We start from the raw sequence: 14761 nt of genomic DNA on the forward strand, positions 1-14761 counted from the left end.
CGCATCGACCCAACTGTTTGAAAGGGCTCTTAAATGGAGTTTGATGTAACGATCGAGATCCCGAAAGGGAACAGGAATAAGTACGAGGTTGACCACGAGACCGGCCGTATACGCTTGGATCGTATGCTTTTCACGTCCACCCGTTACCCGGATGACTACGGTTTTATCGATGGCACGCTTGGCGAGGACGGTGACCCGCTCGACGTTTTGGTACTCCTGGAGGAGCCCACGTTCCCCGGCTGCGTGATTCGGTGCCGCGCGTTGGGCATGTTCCGCATGCGCGACGAGAAGGGCGGCGACGACAAGGTGATCGCAGTGCCTACTGCCGACCAGCGCATGGCCTGGCGCACTGAGCTCGAGGACGTCTCTGAGTTTCACCGCCTGGAAATTCAGCACTTCTTTGAGGTGTATAAGGATCTAGAGCCCGGCAAGTCCGTCGAGGGCGCCCACTGGGTTGGCCGCGAGGAAGCTGAAGAGGAAATCCGCGTTTCTATTAAGCGCGAGCAGGATCGCATCGCTGCCGGCGGGCACGCGGTAAATCCCGTTCCGGTGATTGCCCCCGAACCGTAAGAATACCCGCGGCTTCGGTGGCAGGAGCGGACGAGCTTTTGTTCGCTGCCCAAATGGTTGGCTACACGCGCCGCCCTGCCACCGATGCTAGAAGGCCGGGTTCTGGCCTGCGCCGAAAGGCGTGGGCCTTTTCTTTGCCCGCACTTTTTCGCACCTAAAACCAGTGTTAAATGGGGTGCCCCTTTGGCATCTGAGATACTGCCAAAGGGGCCTAATATGGGGAAGTTTTATTTCAGTTCCGGGTGTCCTTCGGTAACGCGCGCAACGTCGGCACGATTGGGCGAGAATGCCCCAAGCCTAGATACGGTCAGCCCAGAGGTAACGGTGGCCTGGTGTAGCGCTGGTATTACGTCAGCCCACTTGGCCTGCCGCAAACGCCTACGTGCCTGCCCGCTTCCGGCCAGATCGGCGTCCAGGAGTGCGGATATTAGACCGGCCATGAAGGAATCGCCGGCGCCCACGGTGTCGCCGAGTTCTACGTTCAGCGGGTCGATCACCAGCATGTCGCGTTCGCCTGCCATGCGGGCGTATGCCCCCCAGGGGCCGCGCGTGGTTATTACCATTGCAGGCCCTAGGGCCAGCCACGAGCGCATGACTTCTTCAACTGCCCGCTCCGGGTAAAGCCAGGCCAGGTCCTCGTCGGAAGCCTTCACAATGTCGCAGAAGCTGACGATTTCTTCGATTCGGGCGCGCACCTGTTCAGGGCTTCCCATCACGGAGGGGCGAATGTTGGGATCGTATGAAACAGTGCCGGTAAGCGCCGCTTCTTTTACCAGACGCAACACCTTTTTCCCGCCCGGTTCTACAGTGGCTGCGAAAGAACCGGTGTGCAGGTGGTCAAAGGAGGCACTGGAAGCTCCAGCAGGCAGGTCCCACAGCAGGTCAAACTCGTAGGTGGCCCGCCCTTCGGAATCGACGTGGGCGTAGGCAACCGTAGTGTGGTCGGCGCCCTCGGTCCCCTCTAGAACGTGTACCCCACCCTCGTCGAGGGCGGCGCTCAGCTTTTGCCCGCGCTCGTCTTTGCCCCACCATGAGCACAGCGTGGTGTCGTGGTCCAGCTGTGCTATGCCGCGAGCTACGTTTAGCAGGGACCCGCCGATGTATTCTTTCGCATCTCCATCGCGTTCGATGCGGTCCATAAGGGCTTCACCAACGCAAAGCACACGCCGGTTTTGACTCATGTTTTACTCCTATGCAGGGCGGACACCAAGGGCCATCAGGTTGCCATAGTACAGGCCAACGCGCCTGACCGTGGCACCGGGGTAAGGTGCCTCAATAATTTCCCCGCCGCCAGCATAGACAGCCACGTGGTAGACGCCCCCGCCATCGCCCCAGAACACCAGGTCACCCGGGCGCAGATTGTTGATCGAGACGCCGCGCCCCGAGTTTACGCCCCAGGTGTACTGCTGCTGCGCTGTGCGCGGGAGGTCGACGCCCACTTGTGCCCAAGAAGTCATGGACAGGCCCGAGCAGTCGAGGCCCGAGTAGCGAGCTGCACCGCCCCACACGTACGGGACGCCAATCTGGCTGGCAGCTGCGGCCACCACCGCATCTCCGCCTCCTGAGGGAGCAGGAGCAGGTGCCGGGGCCGGCGCGGGAGCAGGTGCCGGAGCTGGGGCCGGGGCAGGCGCTGGGGCCGGCGCGGGAGCGGGAGCCGGAGCCGGGGCTGACTGCTCTTCTTCTTGAGCAGCCTCGGCCTGTTGCGCCGCAGCCTGCTGTGCCGCTACGCGGCGAGCTTCCTCTTGCGCGCGCTGGGTGGCTAGGGCGCGGCGGGCAGCCTCAGCTTCGCGAGCTCGCCGTTGCCGATCGAGTTCTTCCTGCCTCTTAGCTTCGAGTTCGGCGGTAGTTCCGCGCGCCTTCGCTAGCTGGGCGATCAATTCTGTGCGCCGCTGGGCCGTAGACTGACGGGCCGCAGTGGCCGCGTCTGCCGCCTGCTGCGCAGCGTTAGCCCGGTTTTGCATGGCCTGGGCTGCTGCCCTCTGGGTTGCCTCAGCCTTGTTGGCGCGCTCTTCGATTACGTTTGCTACCTGCTGCATTGCCGAGAAGGTCTGCATCTTCTGGTCAGCTTTACCGCCGAAGAGCTCAATGGCTACCCGACGCATCTCGACGGTCTCGAGCCCATCCGCGTTCAGGTAGGGTGCCACCGAAGCCAGTGAACCGGATTGGCGGTATACGGTGGTGGCAACGTCCCCCAAGGATTTGCGAGCTTCTTCCACTTTTTTCTTAGCTTCGTCAGCATCTTTGCGGGCCTTCTGAGCTCTTTGCGAGGCAGCGTCTGCCGCAACCGAGGCCTGCGCAAAGCGTTCGCCGGCGCGCTGAGCTGCCACGATCGCCTCTTCAGACTTAGCGGTATTTTGCGCCAGTTTTACTTCAATGTCAGCTACGGAACCTTCCGCGTTCTTTTCAGCTTGCTTAGCTCTAGCAATATCGTCGTCCGAGGGCGCCGCTAGCGCGACTGCGCCGCCAAGTCCGGACAGGGCAATCCCACCTATGACGAGGCTACTTACAAGGGTGCGCCCGCGCGCAGAGAATTTTTTGGCACTCACGTTTCGTCTCCTAGAGGGTGTCGTCGCGGTACCAAGATATCGGCTCAGCAGACACAATAGCCACAGGTCCCACAACAACAACAATTTTCACAGTAATAACATACACTGCATTAGTAACATTTGGCTAGCTTTTGCGATGTCAACTTCCACCCAACACGCCGCCTCCGGCCAATTTAAATACGACCAAACAGCCCTTCGTCCTCGAAAGGTAAAATATTCCGTCCCACTAAGCGGACATTTTCAAAATCGAACTTGCGCATCCGCCAACTAGGCAGTGTATGGTTTTGCCATGTTCACACGAATGTTCAGCTGACTGCGCGTCAGCCAAAGCTCAGAAGCAATACAAAGCTAAAGAAGCCGTACATCGTGTCTGCCGTGCAGTCCTCAAGGGGCCTTGCACGGCATTTCTTTATCTTCATGGGGCCCCTCGAAACCACCTGAAACTATAAGGAACCCTCATGTCTTGGAATTTTGAAACTAACCAAATCCACGCCGGCCAGCAACCAGATCCCACCACTGGCGCCCGCACCCTGCCGATCTACCAAACCACATCCTACGTGTTCAAGTCCGCCAAGCAGGCTGCAGATCGCTTCGCCCTCAAAGATCAGGGCCCAATATACTCGCGACTGACAAACCCGACTTGGGATGTGGTCGAGGCACGACTAGCCACCCTCGAGGGCGGCGTGGGCGGGTTGCTCACGTCGTCTGGGGCAGGCGCAATTAGCCTCACCATTTTGACGATCGCCCAGGCCGGGGACAACATTGTGGCTTCGCCCTCGCTATACGGCGGCACCACGAACCTGTTCGTTCACACCCTCCCCAAGTACGGCATCGAAACCCGGCTAGTTGAAGACCCCCACGACATCGAATCGTGGAAGGCCCTGGCCGACGATCGTACCGTAGCCTTCTACGGCGAAACTATTCCAAATCCCGCCGGCGACATCCTAGATTTGGAGCCCCTAGCTAAGGCTGCCCACGAGATCGGCGTACCCCTGGTAGTCGATAACACCGTACCCACCCCCTACCTGCTGCGCCCGATCGAATGGGGCGCCGACATAGTGGTGCACTCGGCAACCAAGTACTTGGGCGGGCACGGAAACTCGGTGCTGGGCGTGATCGTCGACTCCGGCAACTTCGACTGGACCAAGGATCCAAAGCGCTTCGTCCAGTTCAACGAACCCGACCCCTCCTACCACGGCCTCACCTACGGGCCCGATCTGGGCAACCAGGCTTTCATACTGAAAGCTCGTGCCCAGGGGCTGCGCGACCTCGGCTTTAGCGCCTCTCCGTTCAACGCCTTCCTCATTGAGCAGGGCATCGAAACCCTTTCGCTGCGCATCGAACGCCACGTAGACAACGCCCTGAAGATCGCAAAATACCTGGAAAAGCGCAAGAACGAGGGGCGGGGCGTCGACTCGATCAGTTATTCGGGCCTGGAATCCAGCCCCTACTACGAGCTCGCCAAGAAGTACACTCCCCGCGGCCCGGGCGCACTGGTAAGCTTCGACATTTCTGGCGGCCGGACGGTAGGCGAGAAATTCGTTGACAACCTGCCCCTCTTCTCTAACCTTGCCAACATTGGCGACGTGCGTTCGCTCGTGGCACACCCGGCCTCGACCACCCACTCGCAGTTGGACGAAGAGGGCCTGAAGAAGGCCGGAATTACCGGTGGCACCATCCGCCTGTCGGTTGGCATCGAAAATGTCGACGACCTGATCGAAGCCCTCGAAACCGCCTTCAAGGCAGTGGGCCTGTGAGCGAAGATCCATGTTGTGAGGGGTGGGAGGAGCTTCCACCCCTCACGGTGCTTGCCCAGCGCGCCGCCGAAAAGGCCGCGCTGGACCGAGCCGCTCCCGGCATTTCCAGGGCCCAAGCCCCTCTTCCATTCGATTCGTTGCTAAAACAGCAACCCAATTGGGAAGCAGGAAAAATCACCGATCCTGGCGAGCTTGCCCGCAGCGGGCACCTGCCCGTGACGGGAGCTTGGCGCGAGGGCGACGCCCCCGGCCCCCGTATGTACGCTGAGCTCGGCCCCCTCTCGCTAGAGGGCGGCGGGCATCTGCCCGCAGTCCGTTTAGCTTACGAAACCTGGGGGAAGCTAAACCCGGCTCGCGACAATGCAATCCTTATTTTGCACGCCCTCACCGGCGATTCGCATGTGGCTGGCCCGGTCGGCCCAGGCCAACCTACCCCGGGTTGGTGGGCGCAGGCAGTGGGCCCTGATTTACCCCTAGATACCAATAAATTTTTTATCGTGGCCCCCAACGTGTTGGGCGGGTGTATGGGCTCTACCGGCCCGTCTTCGCTCGCGCCAGACGGGCGCGAATGGGGTTCTCGTTTCCCGCAGCTATCCACCCGCGACATGGTTCGCGCCGAGGCCCGCCTGGCCGACCTGCTGGGCATCGACACCTTTGCCGCAGTAGTTGGGCCTTCTGCCGGCTGGCACCGCGCCCTCGAGTGGGCGGCCACCTACCCCGAGCGGGCTCGCGCCCTCATTTTGGTAGCTACCTCTGCCTGCACTACCGCAGAGCAAGCGGCGTGGGCACATGCCCAGATTGCAGCCATAGAACTAGATCCACATTTTGCTGGCGGTGACTACTATTCCAACCTCGAAGGGCCGGTACGCGGTTTGGGACTCGCCCGCGAGATCGCCCACACCACCTACCGCACGCCGCTGGAACTAGACGAACGTTTCGGCCGCGAGCGCCAGGGAGACGAAGATCCGCTGGCCGGAGGGCAACTAGCTGTACAGTCCTACCTCGACTACCACGCGCGCAAGTTGGCTGCCCGTTTTGATGCGGGCTCGTACAGGGTGCTCTCTAAAGCGATGATCACCCACGACGTGGGGCGAGACAGGGGCGGAGTGCAAGCCGCCCTATCTGTGTTTTCTAAACCCACATTAGTTGTGGGCGTGGATTCTGACCGACTGTTCTACGCCCGAGATTGCAAGAAAATGGCGGCGGCGTTCCCGGATGGCCGTTACCGGCAGATTTGCACCCCGTTTGGCCACGATGGGTTCTTGATAGAATTTGCCCAAGTAAATGCGATCTTCGCAGATTTTATGAAAGAGCTAAAATGACAGATTTTCGCCCTCTTCCTACCGAGGTTCCAGATGAGGCTGCGCCACAGGGGGAATGGGGGCCCGATATTTTGGGGCCTGGTTTTGTGGCTCAAACGTTGCCGTTGCAGGCCGATTTTGAGGGCCCGGTAGTTGCCACTCTAGTTCAGCATAGGCCCAGCGAGGATCCAGAGGCCATAGCCGGTACCCCTTCCGCTCCCGGGTTTGTGGCTCTATACGTGCACGGGTGGAACGACTACTTTTTCCAACGTGAAAAGGCTAGGCACGTGGCCGCTGCAGGCGGCGCGTTTTACGCCATTGACCTGCGCAAATATGGTCGTTCCTGGCGTCTTTACCAGTCGTTTGGCTACGTTGATTCCCTACAGACTTACGACGAGGATTTGCAGGCCGCCCTCGCTGTAATTCGCCAGCAGCACCCGCACCTACCGCTGGTACTTATGGGGCACTCCACGGGGGGACTGTCGGCAGCGCTGTGGGCTAACCGCCATCGCAACCAGGTAGCCGCGCTGGTACTAAATTCGCCGTGGATCGCCTGGCAATACGACAACACCTCTAAAACGGTGGTGGCCCCACTGGTACGGGCTTGGTCTTGGCGTTCCCCCCGCCAAGTAATGCCTATGCCCGAGGGCGAAAACATCTATGCGCATTCGCTTGCCGGTTGGGATAGCAGTGACGGGCCCCTGCCCGAGCGGCTGGTACCGTTCCGCCAGGATCCTTCTGTCAGGGGGTGGGATTTGATCCCACAGTGGAAAACCTCGAAGTCTGCTCCGATTCGTCCGGGCTGGTTGCAGGCTATTTTGGCGGGCCACACGGAAATCGCAGGCGGGTTGCAGCTTACCTGCCCCACGCTGGTGGTTACCTCGGTGGGTTCTTTTGGGGGGAAGTGGCAAGTATTGGCTCGCCGGCGCGATGCGGTGTTAGACGCGGATAAGGTGGCAGCTACCGCTTACAAGCTGTCCACTAATCTGTCGCTTCACCGTTTCGAGGCGCTCCACGACGTGACTTTGTCGGAGCCAGATGTGCGCGCGCAGGTGTGGGAGTGCTTCCACAGGTGGGTGGCGGCAGCACTGCCGCAGGCCGCGAATCCGCCCTCGCTTTTGGCGGAGGCGGCCTGCCGGAAGCTTTGCCCCTAGAGTGGGTGCCGCTAGCGACCTTTGGACTCGCGGTCGATCTCCTCGTTAATTTCCAATATGGCTTCGGCCAGCGAAGGCCCTTCGGCGTGCCCTAGGCGGAAGTGATCCCAACCGTCAGCTTGAATTCCTAGTAGCTTTTCTAGGGCAGCGTCTGCGTTGTCGGTTTCGCCCCCACCCGGGTAACGAATCTTGCCGTTGGCCAGCAGGAGTGCCTCTTTTGCCGAATCGGCGCCCACCGCAACAATCAGGGTGTCGGAGCCCAACACGGTGGCGATTGCGGCTAGCCCTTCGGCATCGTGCCCTAGCACAGCCGGGACCTCTTTTTGTACGGCCTCGTGTTCGCCGGTAGTGGCCGGTGGTTCCTGGCCCTTCTTGTCGAAGCCCTGGGCAACCACGGTATCCCCTACGGCGTAAACCTGCGGATAGTGGATGCCCCCGATGATGCGATCTTTCTGCTTCGGAGAACGCATCTGTTGTTCTTGTACCGGCTGGCGCGCAGCCTCTGCCTCGCCCTGCTTGCCTGGCACCTGCCGCGAGGTTGAGCCTGCCGGTTGGGCCTGCACGGGGGTGTTCTGCCCGCCTGTCTTTTCCAGGCTAGCGTTCCCCCTCTGTTCGGGCCCGCTGATGCGCCCGGCATCGGTAGAATACTGCGACAGCCTGGGCCTGCGCGAAGAGCGCATCAAAGCAGGATTAGGCGACCAGTAGCTAGGCCCGACCGGTTGTACGTCCAAGAAGCGCCGCCCGTTTGCCATAGCCCGCATGGCAATTTCGTGCACCTCGAGCCCGGAAGAAAACAATACATCCAAAGAGGGGCGCACGGCAGGGTCGATGTTCGCAGCAACAATGATCATACGCGGGCCAGGCTTGGCGTCGGGAGGCATCGATTCGCGAAACTCTGTCCACCCGGAGCGGAACCGTTCGGCCCCGCCCGGATACATTTGAGCCAAATCTAGCCACCCCATTGACGAGATGTCCCCCAGCCTAGAGAGGGCGGCAATGAGCGAAATCGCATCGAGGTGGCCCAACACTTCGACGGCTACTACCTGCCCGGAGGCATCCAGGGCGGTAAGGCGGTGTGGGCCAGAGACCTCGTCGGCCTCGTCGTGATCCCACGCCACGGGAAAAAGGGGACGCGATATTACCTCTAGGACTTGTGCCCGAACGGATTCTAGAACCTCGGCGTTGAACCCGCGTTCTATCGGACGGCCGAACTGGGCTGGAACCAGCCGGCCTTGATCAAGTTCAAAAAGTGGCATTATCGCTCCTTCTTGTGGCACACGTAGTTTCTATTGTTCCACGGATCGGATCAGTTTAGTGCAGATGTTTCAGCCTGTCCCCCGGCGCCGCCAAGAGGGTTGCCAGGTGCACGCCTTGGCGGCCGGCCAGTTGGCGCGCCTGGGTGCGGCACGAAAACCCGTCGGCCAAAAATACGGCGTTAGGTTTCGCCCTCAGGGTGGGAAGAAGGGAGTTTTCTGCCACTTTCACCGACATTTCGTAGTGGCCGGCTTCCATCCCGAAATTGCCAGCTAGCCCACAGCAGCCAGACAGTTCCACTATTTGGGCACCGGCTTTTTGGAGAAGGTCGCGATCAGCCTGCCACCCCATCACCGAATAGTGGTGGCAGTGCGGTTGGGCAACCACTTGCAGTCCCTTCAGGGAGGGCGGCTGCCATTTTTGGGGGCCAAGTGGCGAGGGCGCACTGAGTAGTTCTGCGAGCGTGTACACTCCCTGCGACACGGCTTTCGCGCGAGCATCGTCCGGAAGAAGGTCGGGCAGATCTCCGCGCAACGCCGCCGTACAAGAAGGCTCTACCCCCACGATCGGAATCCCTGCCACGGCGAAGGGCGCCAAGTTTTCCACTAACGCTTCCAGGTGTTTTTTCGCTGCGGGTAGCTGTCCGGTTGTGATCCAGGTGAGCCCACAGCAGCTGGGCGGAGCAAGTAACACCCTGTAGCCGGCCTCGGAAAGAACCTTTACTGTGGCTTTGGCGCCCTCAGAATCCAGGTGTTCTGAGAACGAATCCGCCCATAGAACCGCATATTTTGTAGAGGCGCGGGAGCGGGGCAGCGCCGCTTCCAGCCCCACTTTTTTGGCCCACTTTGAAAAGCGTTCACTCACTATGGGCGGCATTTGCCTGCGCGGATCCAATCCCCCTGCGCGAAATAACACCTTCCGTGCCGGAGTTGCCATGAGCGCATTTATAGCCTGCGCGAGGCCCGGGATCGCGGTGGCTAGACGCAGCCAGCGCGGCAGAGCTCCCAGCAGGTAGTGCGTGCGAGGGCGCAATCTGCCCCGGTAGTGGCGGTAGTAGGTTTCGGAGCGGTACTTGGCCATGTCGACCCCCGCCGGGCAATCAGCGCTGCAGGCCTTGCAGGCCAGGCACAAGTCCAACACTTTGAGCACTTCGGGGGTGGAAAATCCTTCTATAAGCTTTCCATTTGCGGCTTCCTCTAAGATGCGGGCGCGCCCTCGGGTAACGTCCTGTTCGCGCCCGGTCGCCGCAAACGAGGGGCACATGAAGTTTTTGCGGATGCCAGCCCTGCACTTGCCTACTCCGGTACACCGGTGCAACGCCGTGGTGAAGTCGCCATGATCGCCCTCGAACGCAAACCCTCCCTTTAGGGCGGGCAGCTTTTTCGCCTGAGGGCGGCGCAAGTTTTTGTCGAGCGGGTCCGGGTCTACTATTACCCCCGGGTTTAGCAGCCCAGCGGGATCGAACAGGGTTTTTACCTGCCGAAAAATACTGATTGCAGCGGGGCTATAGAGGCGTTTTAGTAGTTCGGAGCGGGCCCGCCCGTCTCCGTGTTCACCCGATATTGAGCCGCCGTAGAAAGCCACCGCATCTGCGGCATCCTCTAAAAATGCGCGCGTGCGGCCCACCCCACCCGGTTCGGCCAGAGGAAAGTCGAGGCGAACGTGTACGCAACCATCGCCAAAGTGCCCGTAAAGCAGCCCGTTTATCCCATGTTTTTTCATGCAAGCGGAAAAATCTGCCAGGTAGGGCGCCAATTTTTCTGGGGGCACCGCCGCGTCCTCGAAACCGGCCCAAGCCTGTTCGCCTCCGCTCAGGCTGCCGTCGGCTTCTCGCACCAGGGGCGTGCGCCCTCCCAGGCCGGCCCCGTCAGCACGAATCCGCCAGAGCGCGGCCGCCTCTTCGCCAGGGGGATAAATTGCCACCGCGTCGGTAGCCGCGGCCTGCCCAATGCGGCGGGCCAGCGCCAACGACTCGGCGGGGGTAGGTCCAGAGACCTCGCACATTAGCCAGCCGCCGCCCTCGGGCAAAGCCGGGACGGGCCCCTGTTTTGCCTCCACTACCTGCACCATGCGCCGATCCAACCCCTCTACAGAAAGAGGGCGGAATTTGAGCAGGGCGGGCACGTCGCGGGCTGCTTCGACCATGTTCGCGTACCCGAGCGCCATTAGCACGGGCGCCGCAGGCAGGGGTACCAGTCGCACTTCGATTTCGACGACGGTCACTAGTGTTCCTTCCGTGCCCGTCAAAAATGCGGCCAAGTTCCGCCCGGCCTCGGGCAACGCCATGTCCAGCTGGTATCCGGAGACCTGGCGCGAAAAACGCCCGAACTCGGTGCGGATAGTAGCCAGATTCGCGTCAATAAGCTCCTCGAGTCCCTCTGCCGGAGCCAGCGAATCAGTGCGCGCAGTAAACCGCCGCCCGGCCCCGTCCACGCATTCGAGCGAGAGCACGTTTACAGCCGTCCTCCCCCAGGCCGTAGCATGCGGCCCACAGGCATTGTTGCCCACCATTCCGCCGATAGTACACCGGTTCTGACTAGATGGATCCGGCCCAAAACGCAGCCCGAAGGGAGCCGCAGCCGCCTGCAGTGTGGCCTCTACGCAACCGGGTTGGACCCTGGCAGTGCGGCCCTTGGCATCTATGTCCAACACCTTGTTCATGTGTTTACAAAAGTCGATTACTACGCCCGGCCCTATGGCATTGCCAGCGCAGGAAGTCCCCGCTCCCCTGCTGGTAAGTGGGAGCTTGGCCCGCAATGCCGCCCGGATGCCCGCCACCGCTTCCGCCTTATTTCTAGGGAAAAACACGGCAGCGGGCACCACCCGGTAGATGCCGGCGTCTGTCGAATACATGCCCCGAGTCAGTCGACTGGTGTCCAACTGGCAGCGCATATGCTGCGGCAAGTACTCGGCCATGAGCGCGGCTTTACCTGCTTTTGGTGATTCCATGCCTCCATGGTCTCACCTTTTGCTACCGCTCAGCGGCGGCGCACTAGACCTAGACCGCCCAGGGAAAGCAGAAGGGCAGTCAACGCGGTTACCCCGAGGGCGCCGGCACCGGTAGTTGCTAGCGCTGAGGGGCTTTGCCCCGAGGCAGCAGGGTGGGACTCTTCCGGCCCCCGCTCCCCAGCGCCAGCCTCATTGTGGGACTTGCCGGTGTTGCCCTGGTCTTTCCCGCCTCCTGGCAGATGTTCGCCACTGCCCGGCGCGGGTTTTGCGGGCACAGCAGGACCGGCGTGTCCGCCAGATTGTGGCCCCTGCCCCTTGCCGGGCGCAGGGTGGCCACCCTCATCTGCCGCTGTCGCATCCGGCTGCGGGGAGGCCGCTTCTGGCGGCAGCACTCGCAGGGCCAACACGTGTGCCGAATTGGCAAAGCCCTCCCGGCCTTCGCCCTCTTCAGAAATCACCCCATCTGCACCAACGGCCAGGGTGGGACCGCCAAGCACGTCCCCTACGAAGCCCACTGCGCGGCCGAAGCGCGCCTGTTCGCCGGTAGAAACCAGTACCTTCACCTTGCTCCCGCTTGCCTGCATTCCTCCCTTGGGGAGGGGCAAAGTGGTGGGAGTCTGCTTGAACAATGAGAGGTCGAACAGGTAGACGCGCCCATCTTTTTTGGCGGTGGGAGCTCCCACGGCAATCAAGGTCCGTTTTTTAGTTGCCAGCGCGTCTACGGCCCAGCCGAAGCCGGAGCCTTTCTGAAGACCGCGTACAACCCGCACCCCCTGGTTTTTTGCTCCATCCGCAACAGAAACTACCTGCTTAGAACGCCTCTCCTTGCAGCCGTATACCAACAGCACCCCGCCTTCGGACTGGTGTTGGATCTGTCCGCCGTCGTAGCCGATTACAAAATCTGCCAGCCCGTCGCCATTGGCGTCCCCAACCGGGGCCACGGAGGTACCCGCACCCAACCTGTGGGAAGCACCCGGAGCCATGGTGAGCTCGAAGGAATTATTTGCCCCCACATGGACTTGGGGTTCCTTGGAACCGTAGACCACCCAAGCCTTGCCAGGGTAGATGCCTGCTTCGCCCTCGGACTGGAAATCAGTGAGCACCCAGTCAAGCATCCCGTCACCGTTGGCATCCCCAATGGGGGCAGCCTGGTTCAGCAGGTGCCCGTCGGGTGCGTATATGGTCTTCAGCACTCGCGCGGCAGGCGCTTTCATCTGCTTCATGTCCACATTCGTCCCATTTTTTTGGCCTGCAAACACAAACAGGGCGCCTCTTTGTCCGCTCTGACCTGCCGCCAACGAAGCGTTCCCAACCGTCACGGCAAGGTCGGCCAGCCCGTCGCCATTGGTGTCCCCGGCGCGAGAAATTTGCACCGGCGAAGAACCATATTCCGGCAGGTCAATCCACCAGCCCTGCCGGGGTTGGAGGTGGTTTAGATCCACCTTGCCCAAATCCTTGCCGCCGTATACGACCCAGGCGCGCGCCATGGTGTGCGAGTTGAACGCCAGGTCGTCAATACCGTCGCCGTTAGTGTCCCCCAGGCAGGCCACAGACAGCCCAACCGAGGAATCGGTGCCTGGATCTGCCGTTTCCTTGGGCCCGTTGAGGGCAATCGTGTCTTTGGCCGGTACCTCTTTACCCCTGGTGCCACCGGGAATGATCTGCACCCCACCGGTAACGTTGGGCAGCCACCCGTGGGTGGGGGTCGAGTTCATGTAGAACGGATCGAACTTCCACTCCGAGCGCGTGGGCATGCCGGCAATGATGTCCGCCTTTCCATCGCCCGTTACGTCACAGCGTCCCTTCGCTAGCGAGGAGCCGAGGCCGGAGGAAAACTCTCCCATCCAGATCTTCTTTTCCTCAGTGTCTACAGGTTTCACGGCTGGAGCACGCTTTTCTGGCTGCGGCGCCGGTACAGGCGGTTCAATCTTGTCGTTCTTGAGCTCGCCTTGGCGGGTCAGGTCGATCGTCCACACGTCCACTTTTCCGGTGGAGTTTACGGTGAATATGCCGCTGAGGGAGTCTTCGCCACGCCTAGGCATTACTCCCACTGCTACGCCAACGTCATCTTTTTCGTCACCGCCGGCTAGCCACAGCTTGTATTTTTCGCCAATGCCGTCGATACCACGCCCTGAGTTGTAATTCTTGTTTAGGGCCTCTTGGGATATGACGAGGGCGCCGGTATGCTCTTCGTCGACGGGTTTACCTATTACTAAGGCGCCGGGCTTGTCGCCTCCGTCAACCCAGGCCAGGGAGCTGCCTAGCTTAGCTCGCAGGGGTGCCCGCAGAAGGTACCCAACCTGTTTTCCGTCTGCTGTTACCGCCTTAGCATCACGCGAGGTGACGTCTACTTTGACGTCTTTCGAAAGGTCGGTTATTAGGGCAACTGAACCGGTTTCGTTCCCGGCCATGGGAGCACCTATGGCGAGGTCGTCGTTCTCGTCCCCGTTAAGATCCCCCGTAGAGGTGATGGCAGCGCCAAAGCGGGATTCGGCAGAGCCCGTTATGGTTGCGCTCACCGCCCCGGAGCGAGGTTCGACAATCAGCACTTTGCCCACTGCGAGCATCCCTACCGCGAAGGTTCCGTCAGTTAGGGCCGCTACTACCTCGATTTTCGCGCCGAGGTCGATGGGCTTGCCTTGAATTTGTCCCGTCGCATCGTAGAAGTAGAGCTTATTGCCTGCCGCTACGGCGAGCCTGTTGCCGCTACCGGCTATGGCACTTACATTGGGCAGGTCGATTTCGGCGGCTTTCTTCAGCCCGGCCGCGTATATGAATACTTTGTTTTTTGCTGCTACGGCGATCCTGGTGGAGTCTGGCAGGCACGCCGAAGCGATGCCGTAGCCTTCTGCTTCCTCCGATACCGCCTTGGCCGAATCTTGATCTTCAATGTTGCGGGTTACTTCATCCGTGTCTGAGCCGTAGGGGATGAATGGAACCATGTAGGTTTTGTGCTTTGTGGGATTGGTGAAGATCATGTCTGTCAGGTCATCGCCGTCGATGTCGCAGCTGACGGGTGGCACGGTACCAGCGTCCGGGTAGGTGACGCGGTCGGTGCGGCGGGCTACGTCGGTGAAGCGGGTGCCATCTACCACCGACCATTTGGGTAGATTCGAGTCTGCGCCGGTGGCCGGTTTTTCACCGGCACTGGCTGCCGGAGTGGCAAGAGTTGCGCAAATTAGAGCAGCAGTTAGGCCTATAGCGCCCCTACGGAGTTTATGGAAACCCAC

Annotated in this window: 9 protein-coding genes; 4 read left to right on the forward strand and 5 right to left on the reverse strand. The window is 60.8% G+C overall.

The window, feature by feature from the left end; all coding sequences use genetic code 11:
- Positions 1-33 precede the first annotated feature (33 nt).
- The gene (locus G437_RS0104415; protein WP_024331377.1) at positions 34-570 is read left to right on the forward strand and encodes an inorganic diphosphatase; all 537 of its coding nucleotides are present in this window, start codon (positions 34-36) and stop codon (positions 568-570) included.
- Positions 571-797: 227 nt separating this feature from the next.
- Here G437_RS0104415 and G437_RS0104425 read toward each other — a convergent pair whose 3' ends face one another.
- Positions 798-1751: a PfkB family carbohydrate kinase gene (locus G437_RS0104425; protein ID WP_024331378.1), complete on the reverse strand. Its 954-nt coding sequence runs from the start codon at positions 1749-1751 to the stop codon at positions 798-800.
- Between the two features lie 9 nt (positions 1752-1760).
- Positions 1761-3116, reverse strand: coding sequence for a C40 family peptidase (locus tag G437_RS0104430; RefSeq protein WP_024331379.1), 1356 nt, complete (start codon positions 3114-3116; stop codon positions 1761-1763).
- Between the two features lie 458 nt (positions 3117-3574).
- On the opposite strand from G437_RS0104430, the gene G437_RS0104435 reads away from it, so the two are divergent.
- The 3 genes from G437_RS0104435 (at position 3575) to G437_RS0104445 (ending at position 7328) form a co-directional block, all read left to right on the forward strand.
- Positions 3575-4873, forward strand: a complete 1299-nt coding sequence (locus tag G437_RS0104435; RefSeq protein ID WP_024331380.1) for an O-acetylhomoserine aminocarboxypropyltransferase/cysteine synthase family protein — start codon at positions 3575-3577, stop codon at positions 4871-4873.
- Positions 4874-5046: 173 nt separating this feature from the next.
- On the forward strand, positions 5047-6195 hold the full coding sequence (metX, locus tag G437_RS0104440) for a homoserine O-acetyltransferase MetX (RefSeq protein ID WP_244263220.1): 1149 nt from the start codon (positions 5047-5049) through the stop codon (positions 6193-6195).
- Positions 6192-7328, forward strand: a complete 1137-nt coding sequence (locus tag G437_RS0104445; RefSeq protein ID WP_024331382.1) for an alpha/beta fold hydrolase — start codon at positions 6192-6194, stop codon at positions 7326-7328. Before metX ends, G437_RS0104445 begins: the two co-directional genes overlap by 4 nt.
- Before the next feature lie 11 nt (positions 7329-7339).
- Here the strand turns inward: G437_RS0104445 and G437_RS10910 are convergent, their stop codons facing one another.
- From G437_RS10910 to G437_RS0104460, 3 genes are all read right to left on the reverse strand, one after another.
- Complete coding sequence (locus tag G437_RS10910) at positions 7340-8584, reverse strand: hypothetical protein (RefSeq protein ID WP_024331383.1); 1245 nt, start codon at positions 8582-8584, stop codon at positions 7340-7342.
- Positions 8585-8639: 55 nt separating this feature from the next.
- The gene (locus tag G437_RS0104455) at positions 8640-11498 is read right to left on the reverse strand and encodes an FAD-binding and (Fe-S)-binding domain-containing protein (RefSeq protein ID WP_070454750.1); all 2859 of its coding nucleotides are present in this window, start codon (positions 11496-11498) and stop codon (positions 8640-8642) included.
- Between the two features lie 62 nt (positions 11499-11560).
- Positions 11561-14761, reverse strand: coding sequence for a hypothetical protein (locus G437_RS0104460; protein WP_024331385.1), 3201 nt, complete (start codon positions 14759-14761; stop codon positions 11561-11563).

This window comes from Winkia neuii subsp. neuii DSM 8576, assembly GCF_000420405.1.
GTDB classification, from domain to species: Bacteria; Actinomycetota; Actinomycetes; order Actinomycetales; family Actinomycetaceae; genus Winkia; species Winkia neuii.

Coding starts and splice junctions, on each gene's coding strand:
- G437_RS0104415 (WP_024331377.1), top strand. CDS start 34: ATGGAGTTTGATGTAACGATCGAGATCCCGAAAGGGAACAGGAATAAG.
- G437_RS0104425 (WP_024331378.1), bottom strand. CDS start 1,751: ATGAGTCAAAACCGGCGTGTGCTTTGCGTTGGTGAAGCCCTTATGGAC.
- G437_RS0104435 (WP_024331380.1), top strand. CDS start 3,575: ATGTCTTGGAATTTTGAAACTAACCAAATCCACGCCGGCCAGCAACCA.
- G437_RS0104445 (WP_024331382.1), top strand. CDS start 6,192: ATGACAGATTTTCGCCCTCTTCCTACCGAGGTTCCAGATGAGGCTGCG.
- G437_RS10910 (WP_024331383.1), bottom strand. CDS start 8,584: ATGCCACTTTTTGAACTTGATCAAGGCCGGCTGGTTCCAGCCCAGTTC.
- G437_RS0104455 (WP_070454750.1), bottom strand. CDS start 11,498: ATGGCCGAGTACTTGCCGCAGCATATGCGCTGCCAGTTGGACACCAGT.